The sequence below is a fragment of the Seonamhaeicola marinus genome (assembly GCF_008085455.1).
Genome location: NZ_VSDQ01000679.1, coordinates 1,319,757 through 1,345,387 on the forward strand (window position 1 = coordinate 1,319,757; position 25,631 = coordinate 1,345,387).

Genomic DNA, 25,631 nt, shown 5'->3' on the forward strand with positions numbered 1-25,631 from the left:
TAACTGTTTTACATAAATTTTTTCTGCGAGGCGAGAGTATGAAAAATCTTGTTTTATTATCAGCTCTACTGATTAATTTTTTAATGCTAGAAAGTGCTCAAGCTTTCTCCTGCCAAAAAATGAGCATTAAAGAAAGATTTGATTCAGCTGATGTCGTTTTTATTGGTAAGGTTAAGGCAAATGAAAATTCAGATGGACGAAGTTATATCCTATTTGATGTAAAGGAAACGTTCAAGCTTGGTAAAATTAATGGCTCTCAATTACGAACTATACGAGCAAGAACGCAAGGGATGAGTGGCTTCATTGGAGAGCAGGGATTAGAATACGTCGTTTATGCCAGTTTCTCAAATGATGATAGTGGTTTAATCCATGTTAACCAATGTAATACCTTTCTAACTCCTAAAATGCTGTTGAAGCAGTATCGCAACAACAAGCCCTCTCACGATAATTTATTTGTGTTTACCGGAAGCGTTATCAGTACAGAAAACGATACTACAAAACGCAAGAAAGAAACAATTCCCATTAAACGTATTGTTTTTTCAGTAGATGAAGTTGTCAAACAATCTAATAACAAAATAAAGGTTGGCGATACACGCGAAATTAGAACATCTAGATGTGATTTATCCTTTAACAAGGCGGAAAAAGTACTCTTAGTCGGTTCTGAATATATTGAGCGTATTGGAAATCCTAAAGAGCGCAAAAGTATCACAAGATACGGTGTTACTTGCTCTGATTTTGATTTTATAAACATCGAAAACAAATTACATGAATTTAATGATATGATTGAAGGAGAAAAGAAGTAATGGCGATTAATACAAGTGGTCAACCGAAATACATTAAAGACTTAACTGATTGGGACGCAAGCTCACCAGCAGGCATTAATGAGCCGTTCTCATGGACTGGAAATGCAGGAGATTCTTATACAATAAATTATACTGTTGATCATACTAAACAGTTTCCTTTACTTCTTAATCCAAGTATTACATCATCGATTGGGCTTACAAATACAGAAATTCAACCTATCCTTGATAGGATATCCGCTGTTGCAGACATTAAATTTGAGCATAGTACATCTAATTACAAAATGGTTTTTGCGGATGCAAATTTATCGTCTGGAATAGCTGCTGGTATTATATCTCCAGAAGTCTCTGGAAGTACCATTAATAAGGTTAATGTATATACTTCACATAATGGAAATGACTTTGATCCAGATGAACATGAATATTATACTTTAATTCATGAAGTGCTACATAGCTTAGGGCTTTCTCACCCAGACTCTTTTCCAAATAATCCATCCTATAATACTTTCACAACTCTTATGTCTGGACGTGACCAGCTAGCAATAAATGCCAATGGAATAATTAATGACACATACGTACAATCAAGTACACCCATGGTTTATGATATAGCTGCTTTACAGTTTTTATATGGAATAAATACTGATCATAATGATGGTGATACTGTTTATACAATAAACGCAGGTGTAGAAAATATTTCAGCCAGCAGTATTAGTATATCAGATAGTAAAGATGGAAATTCAGTGCTTTCGGGAGACATCTTAACTATCTGGGACGGTGGCGGAAGTGATACGTATAAAATAGCTAGTAACGTAACTGTTGATTCTCGGATTGATTTAAGATTTGGAGAAAGACCTTCTCCTACTTCCTCAGAAGAAGAATATATAAATGATCCATATAGGGAAATTGGTACATATAACTCAGCAGTTGGTGATAGAATAATCGTTAATGCATTACCTAATGGTGTTGGCACAATTGAAAATGCCATTGGGGCTGGCGGAGCCGATGAAATATATGGGAATGATGCTGATAATAAGTTGGAAGGTTTAGTAGGGGAAGATACTATCGATGGAGGTCAAGGTGATGACCATATGGAAGGCGGTGCAGATGAAGACACCTACCACCTGAATGGGGATTTTGGGAATGACATTATCATTGATGATGGTGGTGTGTTGTTGATTGATGGTGAAGTGCTTGTTGAGAGTGTGGATAAAGGATATGCCAGTATCATAAAAGATGGTGTGGAGCGTAAATTTACGTGGGAGCGTGTGAATCATTTTGGAGAAGGTGAAGAAGCCAATGATCTCATTCTCAAAGATGATCAAGTGGATGCAGGAACTCTGACACGCGATCAGGTAATCATCAAAGATTATTTCACTAACAAGGCGAATTGGAACTTCCATATTGATGGTCAGGCAGATGCCACGATAAAAGTTACCAATGAGTATCTTTCTTCTTTCTGGTCGTTAGAACCAAACCATCCGTTTGGTGCATTTTATGGCGTGTTTTTCAATGTAGAGATGCATAACGGTGAAACGGTACTATCCGCAGATAGTAATTTGTTCATAAAAGGAGCTGATGGTCTTGATACGGTTACCCTCACTTATGCGACGGGTACTAATAAAATATATGGCGGTGGTGACGGAGATTTTTTTGAATCAGGTGCTAGTAGCATTGACACATTTGTGTACTATTCTGTTGAGGACAGTCAGGCTGATCTATCGTTAGTAAATACAGATATTATTAGCGGCTTTACTGCGGGGCAGGATAAAATCGATGTAACATCGCTTGGATTCTCTGGAATTGCTACGGCAGGCGTAGGTGGTGAAAAAGATTTGGAATATGCGTATAATAGTCAATCGGATCAAACAACTTTAGGTCATGCCGCTTCTGGGTTTGAGATTCTGTTTGCTGGTAATATTGCATTTACCAGCTTTGACTTTATTGGTCTTGGGAACACGTCACTGACTCTGACAGGTGATAATAAGGTGAATGAGTTTAGTGATGGTGCGTTTGATGACAACATCACGACCTATGGCGGGAATGATATAACTAAACTCAGTAGTGGTAATGATACGGTAGATGCGGGCGAAGGCTCTGAGGATAAGGTGATTTATGCGTCTACTTCTGCAAATTACCAGTTTAGCAATCTTGCCTCTCAAGATATTACAGTTACGGATAATGTTGGTTCAGATGGTATAGATGAGCTATCTAATGTCGAGATTATTGAGTTTGCAGACCAGACACTCATATGGGATGGTAGTTCATGGATTGATCCAAGTGCTCCAACAACCATAGCGGGACAATTTTTCAGTGGCACTGAGTCTTTGGACAATATTGTTGGAACAGCAGGTAACGATACCATATTTGGAAATGGGTTCTTTGATTTCCTCGATGGAGCGGACGGAGACGACTGGATTAATGGTGGAAGCGGGAATGACATCATCTTTTATAGTAGTGGTAATGATACGGTAGATGGTGGGGTGGGCTTTGACTCATTTAACTATACCCCTGCTGATGGCATAGGCATTTCGCTCTTGGTTGATTTAGAGCAAGGTATTGCAGAAAATAGAGATATTGCTAATGGAGATCAGACCACATTAATCAATATTGATAGAAGTGCTTTAGGAGGTACGGGTGATCATTATATTATTGGTAATCACAATGGCAATTCATTAAGCGCAGAAGCAGGCAATGATACTATTGAAGCAGGTGATGGTAACGATACGCTATTTGGAGGAAGTGGCAATGATTTCCTCGATGGTGGTAAGGATGCGGATATTATTGTTGCTGGTGAGGGCAACGATACATTGGATGGCGGTGATGGTGATGATGTTTTGTTCGGTGTTAGTGGTGACAATGTTTTTGTTCTTAACGGCTCGTTTGGTGAGGATACGATTAATGATGATGGCGGAATCGTACTTGTTGATGATGAAACGTTAGTGCTTTCCAGTTCTTTAACAGATGTCCTAGAGGCAAATGGTCGATTATTTGCGTCTGAGCAAGTGGCGGGTACAGATCATTTGAAATTGACAGAGATAGATGCTTTAGGTGTAGTCATAACGCCTTCTAACAGCATCACTATTAATGATTATTTCCTCAATGAGGATAATTGGAACTTCCAAGTTACAGATAATGAAATAGACGGCACGGTAGATGCGGATATTCTGATTGGTGATGCTGGTGATGATGTATTTTATGGTCACGGAGGTGATGACAGTATTATTGGAGGCGATGGCGACGATCGAAGCTTTGGCGGTGAAGGCGACGACACAATTATAGGCAATGATGGTGTAGATACATTGCGTGGAGATGAAGGCAGTGACGTTATTCTGGGTGGCGGAGGTGATGACCGTTTGCTCGGACAAGGTGGAACCGACTTCATTGATGGTGGTGAAGGTGATGATTGGCTATGGGGAAATGATGACCTCGGTGAGCTACAAGTAGATGCTAATGACACGCTCATGGGAGGTAACGGTAATGATACGATTATTGGTGATTATGGGGATGATCGAATCATTGGGGGTACTGGCAAAGACTTGATGCGTGGTGAAGAAGGGGCTGATACATTTGTATATACTTCCGCCGCAGATTCAGGGCTAAATTCAAACAATGAGCATGACGTGATTCAACAATTTAGTCAGGCTGATGGAGACCAGATTGACTTCTCTAGTATGGCAGAAGGAACATTTACTTTCCTAAGTAATGGTAATGCCAATCTGGACTTTACAGGTGTAGGGAATGAAATTGCTTACCGTAATCTAGGTAATTCAAGCAAGTTGTTTGTTGATGTGGATGGTGATAGCGTAACAGATATGGAGATTAATTTCGTTCAATCAGGCGGTATCGACTTCACCAGTAGCGATTTTGTGCTGTAGAACTAAAAATGTAGGGATGCGGGGTTAACACCCCCCTTCCCTACAAACATAAAAAAAGAGGAGGAACCTAAGTGGTTTCTCCTCATAGAAATTTTAATCCAAAGACATATGGCACAAAACCGATCTACCTTTGACTTCGGCTCTGCCGCAGATCATACCAAAATCCATTGTACGGACTATTAATTGGAATGTAAAACGATCCGCTTTTTTTACCTTGTTTTCGTATGAACCAGTAATAACTACATTGCCATCGAACCCTAGATATACATGAAACTCAACAGCAATATCATCTTTATCATCATCATAGGTTATATAATAGTGGATATGTTCATCATCGATTACTGTTTTTTCTCGACAATCATAAGCACTTAAATATGCGATGCTTTTACGGTTAATCTTACCTGACTTTTTTGAGTTAGAAAGAAAAAAACGAATCATACTTCCTGAATCTAGCCAACTAGAGAATGCCTCAAGGAACTTTTTATAATTACTCATAGTAAAGAATTTTACATCGAGTGAAATTCTATAATTCCCCTTACAGGTGAATTATGAAGAAATTTCACCTGATAGGTTAATAAAATTGAACCTACATTCTAAACCAGAAAGATTAACGAATGGTTAATGGTTGCGGCTAAGAAGATTAAGACTAGCTGAAAAAGTATTCATTCGAGGTTTTACCAAGATTTTTCTGGATTAACGTTTCTAATTCTTCAGGTAATGTTTTGAGAGTGCCCATTTTAAACGGAAACTGTTTAAATTGGTGTTTGGGTATCATGACAAAGGGGAAACCAGTGGCTTTATATTCTCTATTTGTGTTCAAGGCTACCCCAGTAAAAAAGTCGGGTTTCTCACTTACGTTAATATCTATATCGTTAAGGACGAGATTTGCTATTTTATAGCCATCGTCGTCGTCAAGGTTACTTTCCAAATGTATATGGATATTCTTAGAGTAATATTCAGCAGATCCATAATAGGAAGTGATTTTATCTTTATTAGGGTATTTTACTTTTAACGTTGCATATGCGAGTTTATCGATCGAGAGACTAATCAAGAATAACCATTCAGGTATAATACCCCCTTTCGTTGGGTATAAATAACGGAGAAGAACAAAATATTCTCCAGCATATTGGCGAGCTTTGCTCATTCTGTAGAAATGTTTTTGTTCCGATTTTGGATGTGGATAGGATAGTGTGGAGAAGTCACGTATGCTGAGATAGAGTTTGCTGTGATCGCTTATTCCTTTGAAATCAAGAAATCTATCATAGCTAATAATGCCTTTTTTTAATTCTGATTCTGAAAATAAAGAGTCATCTGCATAAAAAAGAATTTCCCTCACTGCCATATGGGGTGATTCATCAAAGTCTGTGTCGGGATTTATTGTTGAGCTAATACCTTGAATGATAAAGTTATCTTTTTGCAAAGAATATATAGCCTTGAAATTTTTACTCTTATTATCTCCTTTAATGGCTGAGGTCATGCTAATGTGAAGGTGATTTTGTCGATAGGTTACCTCTCCTTCATAATTGCTTTTGCCATGTCTTTTTCTAGATGCCAAAATTTCGTGTCTAGATCCATTATATGTGAAATTCCAGCGAAAAAAGGCTATTTTATTTCGTTCTGGTCGTATTCTAGAAAAGGAATACCATGATTTATTCTGAGCATTATTTTTCTCAAACTGTTGCTTTAGCTCTTTAAAATGTGTTCGGTGTCTTTTTTCCAGATAAGCGGCGTTTCTATCGTGGATAGAGTTTTTACTGGTTTCCAGGAATGGTTTTATTATACGATCTCGGTGTCGAGTGAGATATATTACAATCTCGTTAACTAGACTCTGAAAACTTGTTGTTGAGTTTTCGCTTTCATTCAGATGTTGATATACGACCGATTTGTTGGCTTTGGAGAATAGTATTTCATGAGAGTGTATTTTGAGGTGTTTTAGTAGCACCATACTAACAGTAATGGGTGCTGTGTCTCCGTAAACCAAACCTACAGCATTTAGAATCCATCTTTCTCCATATTTTTCATTACTCTTTTTGGGTAATTCAGCCGAGATACATATTTCTGGGAGTTCGCTGTCCATTTTAATCGTTAGTACTTTGTTTTTAGATATAACAGCTGTACCAACTTTCTCCGTTTTATCATTAAAAGGTGTTCTTAGGAAAGTTTTAAGCTTTTGACCGTCCTTATCCATCCAAAGTACAGTTCGCCTAACCGATTTTTGTTTTGCGTCATGATAGTAAACATGCCACGCACCTTCTAGATGCTCAGTCCAGTTAATTTCTTTTGAAATACGACCATAAATAAGATCATCTGCATATTGGTAATCATAACCGCAAAAGCAAGCCATTTTCAATAAGGTACGATAGTCTGGCTCATGGTCATCTTTTTCAAGTCGTATCATAGAAGTATGTGAAAAGGATGTTTCATACGTTTTTATTCCATTGATTATATGAACTTCTTCTTTTCTTGGTATAGCATCTCGATATAGCAAGTATTTCTTTTCACCAGAATTGAGTCGTTGATTGACGATTTTGCTTATTAATTTGGCTTGTTTTGTTTTAGATTTCTCATTGGCATATCTACCAAGTTCTGTTTTAAAATCTGAAGCCAATTTAGGGGGTTTTTGTGTGCCTCTATTTCTCGGTCTTTTGGGATCACTTTCTTGATTCACGCGTTTGAGGGTTTCAAATGGAACAATTAAGCCTAAAAGATAAGCTTTTTCTGAACAATTAACCGTCTTTTTTTGAACAGTTAAGTCATAACTCGAAACGATAGTGTTTTTATTTTAGTTCTACAAATCTAGTGTTTATAGGTGTTTGGGGTGATTTTATGTGCTGAACATTTGATAAAAGTTAGCTGTGTCGCTTTGAACTTCACTTTGGTGCTTACTTGCAAATTCGGGACATCCATTTGTCCAATGTTTAATTAAATCCTTAATAACTATGAAGTATTTAGCACCTAAAATGGCAGTCATTATAATGATGTTACTGTCAATGGGAGTAAGCTCCCAAGAAACCATGAAAGTGAGTTTCAAAGACCTCAAGGACGTGTTCAAGAAACCAAGTAATTGCACCTATTGTTCAGAAGCCTATCATTTTGTTAATGCCATTCAGAGCATGAAATCAGATCTTAAACGTTTAGTTGCAGCCAAGCCGAAGAAGAAGGGAAAAATCCAGAAACGTTTGTCGAGAAAATTAGAAACATTCGTTAAGCACAGTGCTGAAGAATGGAGAGGACTTAGCATTGAATTACAAAACTCTAGCAAGGACAGTGAAGCCCGTAAAAGCACTGTCAAACTACAGCTGCATTTAGAGAGCATTCAGGAGGCACTTTATCCGCCTGAACTTGGAGTGATTGAATCGGTGCGTACATCACTTGAACGGATCAAAGAGCTGCACAAAACTATTTCAGAAACCCTTAAACATTAATCCATGAGAACTGTAATTATCATGTGGTTCATGGCATTGGTAATAATGCCATTCCACACAAATATCCAAGCTCAGTCGAGCATTGCTCCTAAACCCATAGAGGTAGCCCCAGAATTAAGTTTTACTAATTATCCAAGCCGTTGGCAAAGAATGTACGCCGTTTCATGCCGAAAGGCTGGAGAGTGTGCTAGAAAGTCCAAATCTGCCTTAAAAGATAAAAGATACATGGATGCTCTTGCTATGGCAGCCGAAGTTTTTCAACATGATCCAAGTCGTAGATTGGAGAAGAAGGCTCTCGAAATGTTAAAGCAGAACCATGTGATTGCTGCTCAGAAAGAGTATGAGCAAGAAGTCAAAAAATATCCTGATAGTGCTTATGCTAACTACCGTAGTGCCAAGAATCTCTACAATCGCATGTGGCAGATCCAGAAGTATAATTATGTCATGAGTATGCTTAAGCAACTGGATCATCCCAAAGTAAAGCTCGATGTAAAATTGCTTGATGCTGATATGGTAGGGAAACTGGCAACCAAGCTATCTAGCTTTAGAATGCGAGCGGCTGAAGAATATTATGCTGGGGGTGAGTATTTTTTAGCACTTGGAAATAAGTCAGGGGATAAATCAGACTATAAAAAATCGGCTATGTCATTTCTGATAGCTGACCAATATGTCAAAGACTTTAAAGATGCTAAACAGCAATATGAAGCCGCCAAGAAGTTAGCAACGTCTACGGTGTATATTTCCAGTCATTATGCATATAGTGGCAGCAGTTTTGCTAGAACACTCAAGGACGATATAAAAACCGATTTGCATAAATTAGGGTTAAGCCGATTACGTTTTGTGGAAATCACAGAAAGTAAAAATGCCGATTACCATATAGTATTAAAAGCAAGTGGTTTGGAACTTACCGCTATTGGAAAAAGTAGTGATAAGCAGGAGTACACAAAAAAGGTCAAGGGAGATGATGGTAAGGAGATTACCAAGACCGCTACGGTGATCACATTTTCTTCTGGTTTTGACGCAAGATCGGTAGTTCACATATCTGTCGTAGAGAAAAGAACTCAAAAAAATATCTACTCTAGTACGGTAGAAGAAACCTACTCATGGCGCACAGTATGGTCTAAAATTTCTGGAGATGAGTCTATCGTAAGACCACGTGATAAGCGACATGTGGGTAAGGCTCCTGATAAACCATTATCTCGTAAAACATTTTACGAAAGGAGCATTGCTTTATGCGCACCCACCGCTTCCAATAGACTTTACCGCAATGTCTTAAGCAAATTGGGTGCATCACCTACTCACTCTAACACCACTTCACCATGAAAAAGGTAATCATATTAAGCATGATGCTTATTAGTATGGGGATAACTGAAGCTCAGGCTTCAGTTCCCTCCCCTCCCATGAAGGATTCGATTTCAGATTATCTTTTAGTAAAGGATCTGCCGATTGGTTTTAGTCCTGTGACGAATTTATTATCATTTGCGGACAAGCTGATAATTGGTGGCAAGGACGGTGTATTTACTCAGCAAAAAAATGGTGAATGGAAGCCAATGCTTCAGATTCCACATTCGGTCATAAAACTCTTTGAATCGGGTGGTTATGCATGGGCGATTGTCAATAAGAGTAAAAGTAAATTTCGTGCGGATGTGTGGGTGTATAGGACTCGTGACGGACTCACATGGGAGCCATGCTATAAACCGCATATTCGTCCATTAATTGCTTACGATAAACAGAACAAGATTATGTATCGTGCAACGAAAGATATTCGGTACAGGTCGGCGTTATTTTCTGCGGTGGAACATATACCTCTGAAACTGCACGATGATAAACGACTGGAACGTATCTGTGATATAGCAGTGCAAAGTAGCTCAAGCCATTTACTGATTGGTACGCATAAAGAACTCTATCTGAGTAAAGACTTTGGTAAGTCTTTTATTCCACTTAATGACAAGCTAGGTGTGCCGGAAGCTAATGGTCATACATACAGACTGTATGTTAATGATACCTATATGCTGGTTGAGGTAGATGGTTACCAGCTATATTTATCGAGGGATGGTGGCGAAAGTTGGGAAACACTGAGTAATCAGAAGCCATTTACATCATCTAAAGGGCAATGGGCACTGCGACAGATTCTTACCCTTAATAAATCTCGTTTAATGGTGAAAATGAATAGTGACTATTTCGTCATGGACTTGGAAAATGGAACATTTGTCCAGGTCCACTTACCAACATATTATGCTTACGGAGCATTTACCATACATGATGATATGATCTATGTAGCGGCACAACCCCCTACTGAACTGTTGATGAGTAATATGGCAGGGCGAGATCGACATTTTAAAGCCCCCTTGCTCAAACTATCACTTCATGCTGTACCTGCCTGTCGATTGCTTGCTGGCAATCAGAAGCCAGAAATATTCTCAGGCACGAAGTACATCGCTCCATTAGTGGATGGAGATTCTGTCTATGGCAGGAAAGACCAGTTTATGTGGAATGTAGATACAGGCAAAAAGCTGTCTGAAAGGCGCATAGTAAGTACAGTATTTACCATTGGGAATCGTGGTCATTGGTATCTCAAAAATGCCCAGATTCAGAATCTAAGGGATGATCGATTTACGGGCTACACATTGATGCAGAGCGTCGATAAAGGTAAATCGTGGCAGAATACCCAGACCAAGATGCAGCAGCCTTTGGGAAGTACTTATGATGATTCGCTAGAAATTTCGTATTCACACTATAGATGGACGGTATGGAAATCTGACTGGAAGCATAATCATGCAACACAACATAGATTTACGAATGAAGAAGGTGAGATTATCAAGCTACATGTCGATAATAACAGCAGGTTATGGGTAGCAACCACAGAGGGGTTATTTGTGTCGGTTCCTGCTGGATTTAAACGTATTCCTTTGCCCTTTAAAACTACGAGGCTACCCATAACCGGCTTTGCCTTGTTAACCCATCATATGGTGATTAACTACGATAATAATATCTATATATCACCCATAGATGAGATAGCGTGGAGGAAATACAGCTTATGCGACGAGATGTGTAATGACGATGTTTCAATGGCATTTCGTCTGGTCGGTCATTCAGACCAGTTACTTGTGCTTCAGGAGCGCAAAGCATTTGGTCATATATGGATTCTGAACCCCGCTACCGATTCCAAAGAGCGCGTATTTTTTCCAAGGGGCAATGGAGTTATCCGAAAGGTACAGATACGCAGTAACAAGCAGTTACTTGTTGAGACTACGGGCGTGCCGATAATTCCCGATGGAGAGAAAAACAAAGGCGGGCTGAAAGTCGGCTCGGTCATATTCAGTTATAACATTCATCTTAACATCTAAACATCATGGAAGCACATAAAACAGATACAAAAACACATATTTCAGATACTGCGCTTAATTTCAGCGATAATAGATTTATCGGAATATTGTTCATGCTGGCGCAGGTGGGACATGTTTTCACGCGCAGGAATTTTGGAGCCAGAGCCTTAAAATTAGAGAATATTATATTCTCATGGAGTGCCATGTTGCTCATTGCAGGTCTGGCAAATTTAATCACCCGATTACCATTTTTAGGCACACTGGATTTTGCCAGTTTTAAGTTATTTGCATGGATTTATCTATTCCTTGCTATTTATCATGCAATCAGGGCTTACTTAAATGCTAGGGCTATCCCACACCTATATACTAGACATTTAGGTGATGGATTTGTGTATGATGTGATAAGCAAGTTAGACATGCCTTTCTTTAAGCAGAGTTCCTTAAGGATAAATGCATTTGCGGAGCCAGTAGTCGTATTTGTAATCGCAGATATTATTGGTCGATTCCTTGCTCCTAATCTGGGGTTATTTTTAAAGATTGTCTCGATAGCCATGATGGTTATTGGAGTCTTTGTTATCCAGAAGCATGACGATTTGAGGTGGGATCAGAACGATACCATCGTTCTGGGTCAAGTCACACAGCATAATATGAAAGATACCAAAGTGTCTGGAAAGAAACATTCTGTGAGTAAAACAAGCCGCTCTCATGTGGTACGTCCACAAAACAACAAGAACCACCGTTCTTGAAACACAAAGTCTCATTCAAGCCCTGCATAGGCAGGGCTTTTTAAATCATACACATATGAAACCATATACAGTAAAGGATAGAAAACAGAAAGTTGAGCTGCCTCTGGAAGCGGTGATTCAACAATATGGCAATACCACATTTGATGCTCGTACATTTTGTAATGGCAGCATGATTATAGGAAGTACGGGGTCTGGAAAGAGTTCCGGACCCCTAGATAGCATTACACTTGGATTATTTATGGCGCAACCTCGTATGGGCGGTGTCATCACATGTGCCAAGCAGGACGACATCGATAAAATAAAAGAACGCATTGTATATGCGGGCAGAGAAGATGATGTCATCTATGTGGATGCTACAGGAGATAAGCGGATAGCATCATTAGAAATGGCACGGCAATTAACACCTGTTGGGTCGAGTCAGGCGGTGAGCATTTTAGAAGCCGTAAAAACATTTATGCAGTTAAACAATGGAGGTAATAGTGCGAATCAAGACCCGTTCTGGGAGTCAAATATCGAAAAATTTATCATTGCTGCTTCCATTCTGCTCATTTGCGCAGGAGAAAAAGTATCATTCAAGAATATGCTGCGTATTTTAAATACGATGCCCCATAGTGATGCCGATTTGGATAATGCTGATTTTCTGGCGAAATCCTATTGCATCCAACTTATCAATAAAACCGAGCAGAATGTCATTGAAACCACTGAGAATCTGGATATCAGCCTTACCTATTTCCTACAGACCATAATACGCATAGAATCGCGCACACTCAGTAATATCATAGCAACCATTCACGCAGCATTATTTCCTGCTACGATTGGGTTATTTGCGAATATATTGGATGATGTGGAAACGAACTTTAGTACCAGTATGACCTTTGAGGGCAAAATCATTGTACTCAATTTTCCGCCTAGCGTCTATTACAGCGAGGGTAATAGAGTCTTAGGTATGTTCTACTATTTATGGATGAAAGACGTTATGTCTAGGGATTTAAATGTGTCTAATCGATGTGTCTTTAGCGTGGTGGATGAATGTCAATTAATCGTAAATGACTACATGATTCACTTCTCGTCTATTTGTCGTAGCCAGAACTGTATCGTGGTATATGCGACCCAATCTCTCGCCAGTATAGAAGCGCGTTTAAACCGTATGAATGGCAAGGTTCTGGTGTCTCAGTGGATGTCTAATATGGGGTTTAAATTTATGCTATGTGCAACAGATCCTTCCACTATCGACTTCTATAAAAGTGTCGTGGGGCGAGATTACGAGTTCAGAGTTGGCTTTAACGCTAGTCTGAGTGCAGGTAATAATAGTTCCAATGCACATGAAGATTATCGGGATATTATACCAGAGAAAGAGTTTCGATTACTGGCAACAGGAGGTGAGAAAAACGGATATATTGTAGAATGTATATTAATCTGTGCTGGTACTACATTTGATGATGGAGAGACCTATATGCGTGTAGCGTTTGAACAGCGCAAAATCGCATCTTAAGGGTTATCGTTCCATCGATTTTCCTTTATCGGGTTCTCTACTTGGAGCGGGCAATTCAGCCCGCTTTTCTTGTATAAGCTTGTGGGTATTATTAGAAATATTTTTGGTGCGTATGTCACGGTTTTCATTGGCGACACGATTATCTAATCGCTCACGCATTTTCTGAATTTGTTTAAGCCTGTTCTCTTTGGAGATTTCTTCTTGTTCTGATTTACGTTTTTCTAAAGCCATGACAATGCGGTTTACTATTTGTTACCATAGTAAACACAAACATCACGCCAGAATGGAGAGTGAGAGAAGTTTATCCATTATTTTCTTTGAGAATTTCGTAGGCTCTATCGAAAATGATTCCTGGTGTGATTTCCATTACCTCTGCAATTTTAATGATGTTAGAAAACATCGGTCTAGCCACTCTACCTGAATCATATTTTTGTAGAGTGTTTCTTTCTAATCCAGCAGCCAAGTACACATCACTCTGCGATAATCCCTTTTCTTTACGCAGTGATTTTAGTGCCTGACCAATTGCAGCGGCAATCTGTTCATCGCTATATTCTTTCCTCTTTGCCATAGCTCAAAAGTACGACATGGGCATCCGTTCAGACAACATCTACAAATGGGGCATGTGAAATATAGGCATCTAAATAGTGGTTTTTTGAAAAAGAATTTTACCTTTGGATCATATTGTTAATCCTTAAAACTCTTAAACGTATGAAACGACCTATTGCTATTCGCTTATGTTTTGTCCTTTGTATTACCAGCTCCATTTTTACTGCTTGTAGTAGTAATTCCGATGATGGAGATGGAGGTAATGAAACAGGTGATTTGACCACACTTGAAGTCTTAAAAGCTCTATTTGATAATGGGGATATTACCCATATTGATTTTGAAACGGCAGAGCAGCGTGTGCTACTTGATGAAGAAATAGAATCTATGACGATCGTAGCTAATGATGATATTTTTGGTTTTAAGCTACTGAAGATAGTTACCATGTCTCCACCACTTTCTGAGAATACACCCGATGCGTTACGCCAGCGTCACACGACCTCCCTCACCTTCAGTGATCAGGCAGAGCCTATCGTCATTGATGATAACGCTAATGGCAATTGGGCGGAAACGGTTATTAGTATCAATGGAGTCATAAAAGACGATTTCGCGCCAAGAGCCAACCTGTTTGATTCAGAGATTACCACATCAGGTTTGGTGGTACTCAAAGATAAGTTACGCATGAAGTTTATAAAGAAATAGCCCTTTGAATTAGTCTCTCACATAGCTCTTAAGATGAAAATCTTAGGGGCTTTTTTATGTATTATCATTTTCCTTATTGCTTTTATTTCATTTCCCCGATAGATAGACCCCTGTAAACTTGCACTCGCTCTACAGTGGTAGAATGTTGCTATAGTCATATCAGATATGACTCCCCATTTAGAACCTGTTTTATACGCACTATATGTGTGTAAAATGGATGATAGCAGCTTCCCCCTAGGAGCTTACAAGTATTACATTATTGAATGTATAATCATTAAAAATTAAACCATTATGGGAACTATTAAAAACCATGTACAGTTAATCGGAAATGTCGGAAAAGAACCAACCATTAAAACTCTTGATAGTGGAAAAAAACTAGCCAGATTTTCATTAGCCACTAATGAGAATTATAAAGATAAAGAAGGCGAAAAACAGACGGATACTAACTGGCATACCATTGTTGCTTGGGGTAAAACGGCTGACATTGTTGAGAAATTTGTAAAAAAGGGTAAAGAAATTGCCTTGGAAGGAAAATTAAAGACCCGAAGCTATACAACGGATGATGGAAACGAACGCTATGTGACAGAAGTTGAAGCCAACGAAATTCTGTTGTTATAGAGCTAATTCTATTCAGTAACCTACAGGGAGTCCATATTTATATGCGATTCCCTTTTTTTATGCGTGGATCTGTTTCATAGAGTATTTCACGTCAGACATTTTGCAAAATTAGGCAAGTGCGCGAAAACGCTGAAAAAGCTTAATTCGCCCCCTTCCCTCTGCGGTTCAAAAATGTTTAACGTAAAACCCAATACATTATGAATCCATCGCAGATAAACCAGTTATCGAATGTCGCAGAACTCAAAATCACTTATAGTCGTAAGATAAAAGCCAGTGAATTACCTACTGTTAAAAGCTCTTACGATGCAGAAGAAATCCTAAGAGAGTCGTGGGATGTTGACACTATTGAACTTGTTGAAACCTTTAAATGCATCTACCTGAATCGTGCTAACCGTGTGATTGGAGTTGTCACCATATCTACAGGAGGATTAACCGCAGCATTGGCAGATCCGGCACGTATATTTAGTGCAGCAATACTGGCAAGTGCTAGTTCGATCATTTTAGCTCACAATCATCCGAGTGGAAGTCTTAAACCGAGCGAAGCTGATAGAAAGCTGACTAAGAACATTAAGGACGGTGGTAAGCTACTTGGAATAGCCCTGCTAGATCACCTGATACTTACCAGTGAATCTTACTACTCAATGGCAGATGGTTGTGATATGTAGTGATTGTCATTCACCAAATGAGTCCCCTCACCTTTTTAGGCTTGAGGGGATTTTTTTATGCATGTTCTTTTCGGCCCCGTTTTGTGTTGATACCCATGATATTCAACAGATCAATAGTAATTAAGCTGCAATCGAACTGGTAAGATAATTTCCGCCCGTTGCAAAGGTAGCCTCATGCCTTTGCCCTTGAGCCAAATCCGCCCGAACATTTTTTGTGCCAAAAAATAACCGCTGCGAATTTGTCCTTGCGTACAGCTTCGGCAATTCCTTCACCGTTCGGAAATCACCCTACCAGATGATGACCGATCGCTTAAAACAAATATTAATCTTTAAATTTTAAAATCATGGTAACAAAAGAAAAAGCAAACAAAAACGGAGTAGCAAAAAGAACAGCAACTGCAAACAGTAAAGCCCTTAAAGAAAAGGTGGAGGCAAAAGAAACTGTACCAGTGAAAAAAGAAGTAGCTACAACAGTACAACAGCCAGCACCACCAGTAGAGAAACCAAAGTCTCTGGAAGAAAGATTGAGTAATTTTGAGCGCATGAAAGGTCTAGCATCACAACGAACCAGATTAGCTGACACGCTCAATGAATTAAACATCTTCAAGTATCAAAACTCTGATAGCTGTATTTTTCAGTTGAAGGATGAAAACGGTAAAGAGTTCAAGACGACAAACAACAATCTCATTAAGTTGGTAACAGATGTATTAAAAGAACAACTGACAACCCGCAAGAACGAGATTGAAAAGCAAATCTTGGAGTTCGATATGTAAACTCCCTACTCTCGCTAGAGTCAGCCTCTCACCTCACAGTGAGAGGTTTTTTTATGTTGTTAAATATTAGGAATAAGATGGTATGTATTCATATAGTATATTTAATATAAATACATGCTAGATGTTTATATAGGAAATAGATAAATTATAAATAAGAAGATGCTAATTAAGTAATTAACAAGTGTGTATATGAGATATATGTAGTTGGTAATTACTAATTAGATATATGTTAAATTAATAAATGTTAGCTAAGTATATGGTACATAGGTATATGCTATATGAACAAGTAACAAATAAGTAACTGCAACTTAGTTATTTGCCATATATGTATGTGATAATTATAATGTTGCTGGATAATCAATAATAATAGGAATAAAATTAACTCAGTTATTATTGATATAAGGATGTATTAAATGTCAGAATCAAAATTAGTAAGTATATGGTGTCCAAAAGGAGGACAGGGGAAATCACTTCTCGCTCTTAATTTAGCAGCAGCATGTATTGAAGATGGAAAGAAATCGATAGTTATCGATCAAGACCCACAAGGAACATCAATTAGTTACTATAGAGGGGGCAACTTAAATTTTAAAGTCTTTGAACAACCTCCAATGCAAAAACCAGAAGAAACAATAGTTTTTGTTGACCATCAAGCAAGTGATTGGGAAGTCCCTAAGTCGAAATTGATAGTCATGCCTGTTCAGCCCAAAAGAGACCAGTATATGGCTTACATTACAGCATATAAAAAGGCAAAAGAGCAAGGTAAAGAAGTGATTTCAATTGTAACAAATGTGGTGGGGAATCGCCCAAGTGAGAGAAGAATAGCAGAACGTATGCGGTCTAAAGGAGCATTTATAATAAATTCTAGCGGGGTATTTAGTAGGGCATCAGAAGAATTGAGAACAATTTATGACTCTAAACTTGATACTGCTTATAAGGTAAATGATAGAAGGCAAGAAATGAGTGAGCTTTTAAAGCTGGTTTTAAAAGGAAAGTCTAATATTCAACAAGAAGTAAAAAAAGAAAGAGAGGAGCTTGAAAATGTCTGAAGTAGATTGGATGAATGAAGAAGAAAATAAGGCTGATGATTTAAACAAGGAAGGGGTTGTTCCAAATGGTAAAGCTCCAGTAATGGTAAAAGTATATAGAGAGCCTCCAAGACAGCAAAGACCAATTTCTATTCAGGATAAGCATTGGTTTACTCTTCAAGAATTAGTTAGTAAGCAAAAGAAGAACGGAGTAAGATCTACACATTTATATGAAGAAGCTATTGAATTGCTTTTGGAAAAATATGGAATGAAAGTGTTAAATTGAACGTAAATGTGGTGATTCAGCTTCGCGGTTTCTAAATTCCTGTGACTTTTTTGCAGAGGATAATTGCAATTTATATGAATAATACTATGGTTAATGATTATGGGTACAATTGTAAAAACCAAAAGAGAGAAAGTTAAAGGAAAGGATATTAAGGGACAAAATAGGGAGCTGGAAAAAGCTGAAAACTTCCAGATGTCATTGTTTCAAACCTTCCTGCCAGATAGTGGTAAATACTCTAACACGATAGAATTGTATGATTCTATTCCGAAATATATGGCATCCAGAAGCGTAAATAAAATGCGCACTGTGGATGAAAAAACAAAAAATGGCTATTTACCTTCTCTGAAACGTAAATTCCATTATAAGACCCCGCAGACTAACAAAGTACAAGAATACATTGCAACTATGAAACCAGCTCGTATAGAGAGCAAAGATGGAACTGAAATTGATTATTATCTTACTGAGCGAGAAGAGTTCGTGGAAGAAGCTCTCAGGAAAATTGCGGCAGATAATCAAGGAATATATCTAGATGATCGTGCTGGTGTGCGCTTTACACTTAGACAACTTCGAGCGGAGCTAAAAAGTAGGGGGCATGATATTCACCATGACAGCCTTATAGAAGCCTTAAACATATGCAATGAGGTAAATATGGAGGTAAAAACATCGGATGGTGAAGCTATAGTAAAGTCAAATGTATTTCCTGTACTACTTATTTCTAGTAGAAAAGATTGGCTCGATAATCCTACAGATGCCTATTGTTATGTTCAATTCCACCCTTTAGTAACACAAAGTGTTGACCGTATTACTCACCGTCAGTTTGATTACGATACGCACATGAAACTGAAAGGCTTATTAGCAAGGTGGTTACATAAAAAACTGTCTCATTACTACACTAACGCCGACTGGACAAATTCTTATAATATTAAAGCCACTACAATCATACGCGACAGTGGTCTTGTGAGTACAGAAGGGCGATTCAGGGATTCGCTATCAGCTATTGAAACGGCTCTAAAAGAACTAAGGAAAAAGAATTCAATCCGTGATTATGATGCAAAAATCATGTATGACCCCGAACGGACAAATAGAATCATAGATGCAAAATATGATCTCCATCCGTCAACGGATTTTATAAGCGAAATGAAGGCGGCCAATAAACGAAAAGCGATCATTACTGAGCGAGCTGCTAAAAGCGGATATTTCAAATGAGATGGTGATTTAGCTTCGCGGTTTATAGTCTAAAATGGTGACTAAAGCTCGCGGGAAATGGTGATTTAGCTTCGCGGATTTGAAATAAGTTGGTGATTTAGCCTCGCACTTAACAGTTTATCCACAGATAAGGTGGTAATTCAGCTTCGCGCTAATGGTGATTCAGCTCCGCGTTTTAACAAATAAATGGTGATTTAGCTTCGCGGATTTGAAATAAGTTGGTGATTCAGCTCCGCACTTACACTTAAAGTGGTGATTAAATCTCGCAGTTCAAAAAGCTACATACCGCACACAATCTTAACTTAACACCTATTATACCTTCTCTATCCTTTTATCCTATGTTTATCCTTCTTTAACCGTATGTGTATTATCTACTCTGTGGAAAAGTAAGAACGGAGACTTTCATACATTGGAGTGAATTCTTATTCATCGGGTAAGTAAATAAGGAATGACTATGCTTTGCATAGCCATAAGATATTAACTGGTGTGACTTCGCACACGACTAACCGACCTACGCCCATTGCTCATACTTCGCAATGCCTAAAATGCGTTCGCTTATCGCTCACAAGATATTAAATATAGTTTGTGGTTTTATCCAGTATCATTTACTATCATTGAATCTGCGGAAACATCGCAAAGGCTTAGCAAGAATAGATCAAAAGTGTGGCGAAGTTTGGAATGCTTCTATTCTTTACAGAGCTAGTTGCTGAGTGAGGTGAAAAGTAAAATGTATGCCAAGGTACATGATTATTATTTATGCCTCTCAGTGCCCCTTAAAAACGACTTTTTTGCTAAGATATTTTTCTGTGAAGTTTGATAGGGGTTTCGATATTTGCGGTAATCATAGAATGGTGTGGGTGGTAGTTCTGATCTTCAGTCAGTGAAAGTGATAGTTTTAACCTCCGTTCACCATTTAACCATAGATAAGATGCGCCCTATGGTATTTTTACTTAACGCTTATCTTCCCGAACGCTATAAAAATACCACAGAATCCACGCGCAAGGTTAGTTTGGTAAGATTTGGGGGAACTCACCAAATCATCATAGCCCGTTTACTTTTATTAATCTATGCGCTGACTTTTGGATCTGCCCGCCAGTTGAAACTCGCTATCGTCAATTTTATAGGTGAAAATGGGCGGTATTGAGTTGTCATGTGAAACCTCTTCTTCTGCGTAATATTTGTTTGGTATTTCTGAGTTTAAATGAGCGACATCATAAAACGGACTACCAATATTCTCATCCGTATCAAAAATGATAACGGGCAAGTCTGAACCTTTCAAAATACCTTTTGGAGTTGGCTTTTTGTTTGGCATATTTTCATTTGAAAATGCGAAGTCTGGAAATAGCTCAAACACAAATGACTGCCTACAAATGGCAAGCATAGACTCGCCATTTACTGTGAAGAAACTCACATAGTAGGATTGATGAACGGCTTTTTCGTTATCGCTTATTTTCTTGATAGGATATTCCTTTGCATATTCTAAAATCAACGCTTGCAATTTTGCCTCTAAACCATCGCCTAAAGCAATTGTTTTTTGAGGTGGTTTTTCTTGCTCAACGATGATTTTAGGGTGGTCAGCAACCTTGCCTTTTTCTTCGTCTTTTGATTTACATCCAAAAACGATAAGGCTAAGAAACGCTATGGTTAAAATTCTATATCTCATCTTATTTTGAACTTCAACAAAATGCTTTGCTAGGTTTTTTTTTCAAACCTCCATTGGCTACTTGTCTATCTAAAACGTTATAAATTGCTAATCACTAATGTTTTTTAAAGTGCTGGTTAATAGGTAAGTGTATAGTTCAGAATCAATAGGATTTGGCTTTATTAATGCCGTTAATTTAGATTCACCGTATTTATTGCCCTCTTTGTCAGCAAAAAAGAAATATGTAGGATTGCCATTGGAAATCTCATATCCGTCTTTATAGAAATCTGAGTTCAGAGTGATGAAATCTTTATGATACTTATTTTTATCAAATCCTCCAATTAGCTCTTTTGTTGGTTTCTTTAAATCTTTACTCATGGCTAAAACAACTTCATCTGAAGGTTTTAAGGTTACGTAAAGCTCTTTTATCAATTCACCATTTTGAATAACAATCATATACCAGTGATTTTTAATCGAAAATAGCATATAAGGCTTACCTTCTATTTGTTTTGAAACTTTAGTGTCGTTAAGGATAATTTCTGCTTTCTTTCTCGCCATCTTATCTAGATCAGTCAAGTTTTGAGACTGCCCACATCCATAAAGCGAGATAGAAAATATAATTAATAAAATATATCTTTTCATATGTGTTTATTTTATTCTTCTTGGTAACTGGTGCGGTTTAACTATGGTTGCTCCGCCGTGTTGCGTTCTAAATGTCTTAATACCCATTACACGGCGTATAAGATTATCAACGCGAATGGCTCTTGTATTGTTTGGAACTTTTAAAATATTATTTGCTCCTGCTACACCATGACCTATAATTTCATGCCCTGTTGTTACTGCTCTGCCACCTGAATGAGAGACACCTTTGCCTTCGGCGATAAGCGTATGTGATCCACCATTTTCTGGAATGTTTAATCCACCGCCAGACATTGAATTTAATAACGTCCCTTTCATCTGAGTACCTGCTGGCACAAATTTATCTCCTTTACCAGCACCTAGAGTTCTATCAATATGCTTTTTGAATGCAGCTGTACCTTCTTTCGATACATTATCAGATACATTTACAAACTCGACTATATGCTGATCGTTTGAATTTATAGCGTCGGTAACTGCCTCAGCGAGAGCTAAATCATCCCCCTTTAATCCTGATAATGCCCCTTCAAGTGCTTTTGCATCAATTTTATCAAATTGTTTTTTATTGTTATTTTTTCCTCTAGTAAGTAAACCTCTCAGGTCTGTAAATTGGTTGCCTGCAAATATTGTATTAAGATCATTATGAGCTTTTTCAGCATCCTTTTTTGTCTTTCCTATAATATCTTCTGGTGCTAAACCAAGAGGGTCTATAAATCTTATAGGGTTGTTGTTTACAAAATTATAGGGTGAAACATCAGGAAATTCATCACTTAGCGGGTCTGGTGACATCCAACGACTCACGATTTCAGGTTTTAAATCTGCTTCTGATAATCCTAGATTTTCAAATACCTGAACACCTGTCACTTGCTTGGATAGCACGTTATATGTGAAACTACCGATTTTTACGATAGTATCAGGGAAAGCCTCACGATATTTTCCTTTACTTAACGTCGCTATTTTAGGCTTATATCCTAACTTTTTAAAGGGGTTTACTTCGTCAATGTAACGTTGCTTTCTTTCTTCTTTAGTTTCAGTCTTTTGGTCATTTTGCGCTTGCACTCCTATCATCGCAAACACAAACAAGATGGTTAATAGATGCTTCATGGTATTAATTCTGTTTATTAAACGTGGTTATTTTTTTATTGGTATATTTTTCTTGTTCTTCTTTGAGTGTTACCAGCCAATCTAGATACATTTCTTTTGGCATTTGACGGTAGCCGAGTTCATGGATATTTCTCACTTGATGGTTTAAATCTATCCAAGCCACTTTTCCGTCTTGGTCATCCATGATTTCGTTAATCTCTTTGTCTTTGCTCTTGGCATATTCCTGTAACTGTTTCTTTTTCGTTTCCAGTCGGAGCAACAGCGCATTGATATAGTTGGGGTAATATTCGAGTGCCTTATCAACACATCGCAGAGTAAATGAACCATCATTTTCAGGAAAACGTTTATCAAATCCTTGGGCGAGATCCACTAGTAATAGTGCAAGGCTTTCTTTGTTGTTTAAAGCCTTCATATATAACCCGTTTCTGATACCGTCTAGATGCACATAACCACTTGCCATGATCCAAGCATCAATAGGGAAGTAACCGCTTGTTAGTTCCGTGTTATACCAGCCATCTTTTTGATTACGATGCTTGATATAAACATGATTGGGTGCAAGTGCCAAATGTGCTTCTGCTCCAATTTCTTCAGCTAGAATCTTGTATAGGTAAGGTAGTGAATGACAGTTGCCTTTATGGGTGTCGAGCAGTTTGGAGACAAACATATTCGACCAGTCATCATCACCCCAAATATCATTAAAATCATAAGTAAAAGCTGTCCATTTACTTTGTCCATCCTTAAAATTTATGGTGATACTATCCTTCATAACCGTATAGAGTGCCGCATATTTTTCTACTTCTTTACGGTCAGAGTAATCGTAGTCCTTCAAGGTTCTAGATTGCATGACTGATTTTGTTAGGTGAGCAATAGTTTTTATTGCTAAGGAATAATACGTCGTGTCTAGCAATCCTTGTTTATAGGCATTTTCTACTTCAAATACTGCATTTTTGAAGCTATAGGGCTTTTCACCTTTAAGCATCGCATCAATGCTCTTATAGGCTTCATCATAAAGAAAATCCTGAGCATGTGTTTTAGTGCTTATTAGCACCAATGCGATAATGGCGATATGTATATATTTCCTCATTAATCTTTGATTATTTGCCGTTTCAGTCCACTGAATTTCTCATTGTCCTGCTTTTCTTTTTCCTGTTTTAAGGAATTGAGCCATGCCTCATAACGTTCTTTTGGCATTTCCTCAAATCCTAGATTCTTTAGTTTTCTATCTTGTTCAATCAGTTCTTGAAGTAGCTGCATTGCTTGAGGGTAGGGCTTTAATTGCTCTGGGTTCTTTGCTTGCAATTGCTGCGCTACAAAACTCATTCGCGCCAGCTTCATATTAAATTGATGTATATTTGGGTTGATACCGTCTGGATGTAACTCTAATGATTTATCAATGACCTCTTGCACAAATTCATCACGCCCAAATTTGCTGATATAACCTGATGCTAAATCATTGAGTAGTTGTGCCATTATCTGTCGTTTGGAAAGCCCTGTCATGTAGTTGCCATTCTGTACGGTTTCGGCTTTCATAAAACCAGAGCTTAACATTAAAAAGTCACTCATAATTGCGCCGCTTGTCAGCTCGGCATTATGCCATTCTCCAATCTGATCTTTGAAACGGATAAAAGAATGATTGGGCGCAAAAGCCAAATGGCTTTCGGCCCCAATCTCTTCAGCTAATATCATGTAGAGTCGTGGCATGGAATTACATTGACCACTTCCTTGATAAAGCAGTTTGGAAACAAACATATTATCCCAATTTTCTTTACCCATATAATCGTTGAAATCATAATTGTAGGGCTTGTGAGTCACATCGCCTACAGTTAGCGTATCGGCTATATATTGGTATATACTCAGGTTTTTGGAAAGATTGCTTTTGGGGTCAAGCTGTTGCTCTTTCATTGCGGCTTCTATGAAGCCGGCAATGCTAGAAATGGTTTTATCAAATTCGTCTTTGTCGCTCTGATTTTCATAGAATGCATTTTCAATGATGAAAGTGGCATCCTTGATAGAGAAATCATCAGGATTCATGGCATTAAGTTGTTTGAATGCTTGATAGTAATGGGTGGTGCGCTTATCCGAGTCATAGGAAGGGAAGGTGTATCGCACACCTCTATTGCTGCTCCTCAATTCTTTATAAACCTCCTTTAACTGTTGTTCTCGTAATGCCACCAGTCTTCGATCCCTTTCAAATTGGTTCAGTTGTTGTTGCTGTCTATTTGAGCCATTAAGTGTCGCAATGGAAGGAGAGGTGGGGGTTTGATAGTTCTGATTCACAACAGGATTTGCCCTGGTACTCACTACCTTAAATTTGAATGGTTTTGGGGTATTCGGTGTTATATGCCCAATGGTTTGTGCACTACTTGTTGAGCAGATAAACAAGAATCCGAGAAGCATAGTTTTATTGAAAAAACGTATTTTCATACAGGCATCAATTTAAAGATATTTTCTGATATAAAAGTACGGTAAAACCGTACTTTTGGTAAGGTTTCGTGCCGATTTAATAATAAACATAATAGGCAAAACAAGTAGTGAATTGAACAGTTCAGATAGTAATACATATCTGTGAGAGACTAGCTCAATCCACTAATTTGTTTCAAATAGCTATTAATAATTCTCAGTCAATCGCTTCAAGAAAGAGAAAGGAAAGGGAGATGTTCCTTATCTCATTCACGTAATAATCCCTCAATTCATGGTGACTAACTCATATTTTATGCGATAACAATTTGTTTTTTAAGGGTTCTTTATGTTGTTATGCTAAACAAAA

23 protein-coding genes are annotated in these 25,631 nt (G+C 38.1%); 14 read left to right on the top strand and 9 right to left on the bottom strand.

Features of this window, described 5'->3' with window-relative positions:
- Nucleotides 1-38 precede the first annotated feature (38 nt).
- Entirely contained in the window at nucleotides 39-803 is a 765-nt protein-coding gene (locus tag FUA24_RS16690; protein ID WP_148544181.1) for a hypothetical protein, read from the top strand.
- Nucleotides 803-4,675 (top strand): M10 family metallopeptidase C-terminal domain-containing protein, encoded by a 3,873-nt coding sequence (locus FUA24_RS16695; protein ID WP_148544182.1) that lies wholly within the window; start codon nucleotides 803-805, stop codon nucleotides 4,673-4,675. The genes FUA24_RS16690 and FUA24_RS16695 overlap by 1 nt, the downstream gene beginning before the upstream one ends.
- Before the next feature lie 93 nt (nucleotides 4,676-4,768).
- Here the strand turns inward: FUA24_RS16695 and FUA24_RS16700 are convergent, their stop codons facing one another.
- Nucleotides 4,769-5,170: a hypothetical protein gene (locus tag FUA24_RS16700; protein WP_148544183.1), complete on the bottom strand. Its 402-nt coding sequence runs from the start codon at nucleotides 5,168-5,170 to the stop codon at nucleotides 4,769-4,771.
- A 151-nt stretch (nucleotides 5,171-5,321) separates the two neighbouring features.
- A complete protein-coding gene (locus tag FUA24_RS16705; RefSeq protein WP_148544184.1) occupies nucleotides 5,322-7,343 on the bottom strand; it encodes a hypothetical protein in 2,022 nt (673 codons plus the stop codon).
- A gap of 271 nt (nucleotides 7,344-7,614) precedes the next feature.
- Between FUA24_RS16705 and FUA24_RS16710 the strand changes: the two genes are divergently transcribed.
- The 5 genes from FUA24_RS16710 to FUA24_RS16730 are packed head-to-tail and all read left to right on the top strand — an operon-like array spanning nucleotide 7,615 to nucleotide 13,664.
- Nucleotides 7,615-8,100 carry a hypothetical protein gene (locus FUA24_RS16710; protein WP_148544185.1) on the top strand — a complete coding sequence of 162 codons (486 nt, stop codon included), beginning with the start codon at nucleotides 7,615-7,617 and terminating at the stop codon, nucleotides 8,098-8,100.
- Nucleotides 8,101-8,103: 3 nt separating this feature from the next.
- Entirely contained in the window at nucleotides 8,104-9,423 is a 1,320-nt protein-coding gene (locus tag FUA24_RS16715) for a hypothetical protein (RefSeq protein ID WP_148544186.1), read from the top strand.
- Nucleotides 9,420-11,447 carry a beta propeller repeat protein gene (locus tag FUA24_RS16720; RefSeq protein ID WP_148544187.1) on the top strand — a complete coding sequence of 676 codons (2,028 nt, stop codon included), beginning with the start codon at nucleotides 9,420-9,422 and terminating at the stop codon, nucleotides 11,445-11,447. Before FUA24_RS16715 ends, FUA24_RS16720 begins: the two co-directional genes overlap by 4 nt.
- Nucleotides 11,448-11,452: 5 nt before the next feature.
- Nucleotides 11,453-12,172, top strand: a complete 720-nt coding sequence (locus tag FUA24_RS16725) for a hypothetical protein (protein WP_148544188.1) — start codon at nucleotides 11,453-11,455, stop codon at nucleotides 12,170-12,172.
- A gap of 55 nt (nucleotides 12,173-12,227) precedes the next feature.
- Complete coding sequence (locus tag FUA24_RS16730) at nucleotides 12,228-13,664, top strand: TraM recognition domain-containing protein (protein ID WP_187388308.1); 1,437 nt, start codon at nucleotides 12,228-12,230, stop codon at nucleotides 13,662-13,664.
- A gap of 3 nt (nucleotides 13,665-13,667) precedes the next feature.
- Here the strand turns inward: FUA24_RS16730 and FUA24_RS16735 are convergent, their stop codons facing one another.
- Both FUA24_RS16735 and FUA24_RS16740 read right to left on the bottom strand, forming a co-directional pair.
- Entirely contained in the window at nucleotides 13,668-13,895 is a 228-nt protein-coding gene (locus FUA24_RS16735) for a hypothetical protein (protein WP_148544190.1), read from the bottom strand.
- A gap of 70 nt (nucleotides 13,896-13,965) precedes the next feature.
- On the bottom strand, nucleotides 13,966-14,232 hold the full coding sequence (locus tag FUA24_RS16740; RefSeq protein WP_148544191.1) for a helix-turn-helix domain-containing protein: 267 nt from the start codon (nucleotides 14,230-14,232) through the stop codon (nucleotides 13,966-13,968).
- A 140-nt stretch (nucleotides 14,233-14,372) separates the two neighbouring features.
- On the opposite strand from FUA24_RS16740, the gene FUA24_RS16745 reads away from it, so the two are divergent.
- The 7 genes from FUA24_RS16745 (at nucleotide 14,373) to FUA24_RS16775 (ending at nucleotide 19,482) form a co-directional block, all read left to right on the top strand.
- Nucleotides 14,373-14,909: a hypothetical protein gene (locus FUA24_RS16745; protein ID WP_148544192.1), complete on the top strand. Its 537-nt coding sequence runs from the start codon at nucleotides 14,373-14,375 to the stop codon at nucleotides 14,907-14,909.
- 291 nt (nucleotides 14,910-15,200) lie between these two features.
- On the top strand, nucleotides 15,201-15,527 hold the full coding sequence (locus FUA24_RS16750) for a single-stranded DNA-binding protein (protein WP_148544193.1): 327 nt from the start codon (nucleotides 15,201-15,203) through the stop codon (nucleotides 15,525-15,527).
- A gap of 197 nt (nucleotides 15,528-15,724) precedes the next feature.
- Entirely contained in the window at nucleotides 15,725-16,192 is a 468-nt protein-coding gene (locus tag FUA24_RS16755) for a JAB domain-containing protein (RefSeq protein ID WP_148544194.1), read from the top strand.
- A 344-nt stretch (nucleotides 16,193-16,536) separates the two neighbouring features.
- Nucleotides 16,537-16,965, top strand: a complete 429-nt coding sequence (locus FUA24_RS16760) for a hypothetical protein (protein WP_148544195.1) — start codon at nucleotides 16,537-16,539, stop codon at nucleotides 16,963-16,965.
- A gap of 413 nt (nucleotides 16,966-17,378) precedes the next feature.
- Nucleotides 17,379-18,011 (top strand): nucleotide-binding protein, encoded by a 633-nt coding sequence (locus FUA24_RS16765; protein WP_148544196.1) that lies wholly within the window; start codon nucleotides 17,379-17,381, stop codon nucleotides 18,009-18,011.
- The gene (locus tag FUA24_RS16770) at nucleotides 18,004-18,276 is read left to right on the top strand and encodes a hypothetical protein (protein WP_148544197.1); all 273 of its coding nucleotides are present in this window, start codon (nucleotides 18,004-18,006) and stop codon (nucleotides 18,274-18,276) included. Before FUA24_RS16765 ends, FUA24_RS16770 begins: the two co-directional genes overlap by 8 nt.
- Before the next feature lie 99 nt (nucleotides 18,277-18,375).
- Nucleotides 18,376-19,482, top strand: coding sequence for a hypothetical protein (locus tag FUA24_RS16775; RefSeq protein WP_148544198.1), 1,107 nt, complete (start codon nucleotides 18,376-18,378; stop codon nucleotides 19,480-19,482).
- A 1,060-nt stretch (nucleotides 19,483-20,542) separates the two neighbouring features.
- Here the strand turns inward: FUA24_RS16775 and FUA24_RS16780 are convergent.
- The 5 genes from FUA24_RS16780 to FUA24_RS16800 all read right to left on the bottom strand — a co-directional run bounded on the left by FUA24_RS16780 (nucleotide 20,543) and on the right by FUA24_RS16800 (nucleotide 25,288).
- Nucleotides 20,543-21,145: a hypothetical protein gene (locus tag FUA24_RS16780; protein WP_148544199.1), complete on the bottom strand. Its 603-nt coding sequence runs from the start codon at nucleotides 21,143-21,145 to the stop codon at nucleotides 20,543-20,545.
- Nucleotides 21,146-21,232: 87 nt separating this feature from the next.
- Complete coding sequence (locus FUA24_RS16785; protein WP_187388309.1) at nucleotides 21,233-21,700, bottom strand: hypothetical protein; 468 nt, start codon at nucleotides 21,698-21,700, stop codon at nucleotides 21,233-21,235.
- Between the two features lie 72 nt (nucleotides 21,701-21,772).
- Nucleotides 21,773-22,828 carry an RHS repeat domain-containing protein gene (locus tag FUA24_RS16790; protein ID WP_148544201.1) on the bottom strand — a complete coding sequence of 352 codons (1,056 nt, stop codon included), beginning with the start codon at nucleotides 22,826-22,828 and terminating at the stop codon, nucleotides 21,773-21,775.
- A gap of 40 nt (nucleotides 22,829-22,868) precedes the next feature.
- Nucleotides 22,869-23,948 (bottom strand): hypothetical protein, encoded by a 1,080-nt coding sequence (locus FUA24_RS16795; protein ID WP_148544202.1) that lies wholly within the window; start codon nucleotides 23,946-23,948, stop codon nucleotides 22,869-22,871.
- Nucleotides 23,948-25,288 carry a hypothetical protein gene (locus tag FUA24_RS16800; RefSeq protein ID WP_148544203.1) on the bottom strand — a complete coding sequence of 447 codons (1,341 nt, stop codon included), beginning with the start codon at nucleotides 25,286-25,288 and terminating at the stop codon, nucleotides 23,948-23,950. The genes FUA24_RS16795 and FUA24_RS16800 overlap by 1 nt, the downstream gene beginning before the upstream one ends.
- Between the last annotated feature and the right edge of the window lie 343 nt (nucleotides 25,289-25,631).

Coding starts and splice junctions, on each gene's coding strand:
- FUA24_RS16690 (WP_148544181.1), top strand. CDS start 39: ATGAAAAATCTTGTTTTATTATCAGCTCTACTGATTAATTTTTTAATG.
- FUA24_RS16695 (WP_148544182.1), top strand. CDS start 803: ATGGCGATTAATACAAGTGGTCAACCGAAATACATTAAAGACTTAACT.
- FUA24_RS16700 (WP_148544183.1), bottom strand. CDS start 5,170: ATGAGTAATTATAAAAAGTTCCTTGAGGCATTCTCTAGTTGGCTAGAT.
- FUA24_RS16710 (WP_148544185.1), top strand. CDS start 7,615: ATGAAGTATTTAGCACCTAAAATGGCAGTCATTATAATGATGTTACTG.
- FUA24_RS16715 (WP_148544186.1), top strand. CDS start 8,104: ATGAGAACTGTAATTATCATGTGGTTCATGGCATTGGTAATAATGCCA.
- FUA24_RS16720 (WP_148544187.1), top strand. CDS start 9,420: ATGAAAAAGGTAATCATATTAAGCATGATGCTTATTAGTATGGGGATA.
- FUA24_RS16725 (WP_148544188.1), top strand. CDS start 11,453: ATGGAAGCACATAAAACAGATACAAAAACACATATTTCAGATACTGCG.
- FUA24_RS16730 (WP_187388308.1), top strand. CDS start 12,228: ATGAAACCATATACAGTAAAGGATAGAAAACAGAAAGTTGAGCTGCCT.
- FUA24_RS16735 (WP_148544190.1), bottom strand. CDS start 13,895: ATGGCTTTAGAAAAACGTAAATCAGAACAAGAAGAAATCTCCAAAGAG.
- FUA24_RS16740 (WP_148544191.1), bottom strand. CDS start 14,232: ATGGCAAAGAGGAAAGAATATAGCGATGAACAGATTGCCGCTGCAATT.
- FUA24_RS16745 (WP_148544192.1), top strand. CDS start 14,373: ATGAAACGACCTATTGCTATTCGCTTATGTTTTGTCCTTTGTATTACC.
- FUA24_RS16750 (WP_148544193.1), top strand. CDS start 15,201: ATGGGAACTATTAAAAACCATGTACAGTTAATCGGAAATGTCGGAAAA.
- FUA24_RS16755 (WP_148544194.1), top strand. CDS start 15,725: ATGAATCCATCGCAGATAAACCAGTTATCGAATGTCGCAGAACTCAAA.
- FUA24_RS16760 (WP_148544195.1), top strand. CDS start 16,537: ATGGTAACAAAAGAAAAAGCAAACAAAAACGGAGTAGCAAAAAGAACA.
- FUA24_RS16765 (WP_148544196.1), top strand. CDS start 17,379: ATGTCAGAATCAAAATTAGTAAGTATATGGTGTCCAAAAGGAGGACAG.
- FUA24_RS16770 (WP_148544197.1), top strand. CDS start 18,004: ATGTCTGAAGTAGATTGGATGAATGAAGAAGAAAATAAGGCTGATGAT.
- FUA24_RS16775 (WP_148544198.1), top strand. CDS start 18,376: ATGGGTACAATTGTAAAAACCAAAAGAGAGAAAGTTAAAGGAAAGGAT.
- FUA24_RS16780 (WP_148544199.1), bottom strand. CDS start 21,145: ATGAGATATAGAATTTTAACCATAGCGTTTCTTAGCCTTATCGTTTTT.
- FUA24_RS16790 (WP_148544201.1), bottom strand. CDS start 22,828: ATGATAGGAGTGCAAGCGCAAAATGACCAAAAGACTGAAACTAAAGAA.
- FUA24_RS16795 (WP_148544202.1), bottom strand. CDS start 23,948: ATGAGGAAATATATACATATCGCCATTATCGCATTGGTGCTAATAAGC.
- FUA24_RS16800 (WP_148544203.1), bottom strand. CDS start 25,288: ATGAAAATACGTTTTTTCAATAAAACTATGCTTCTCGGATTCTTGTTT.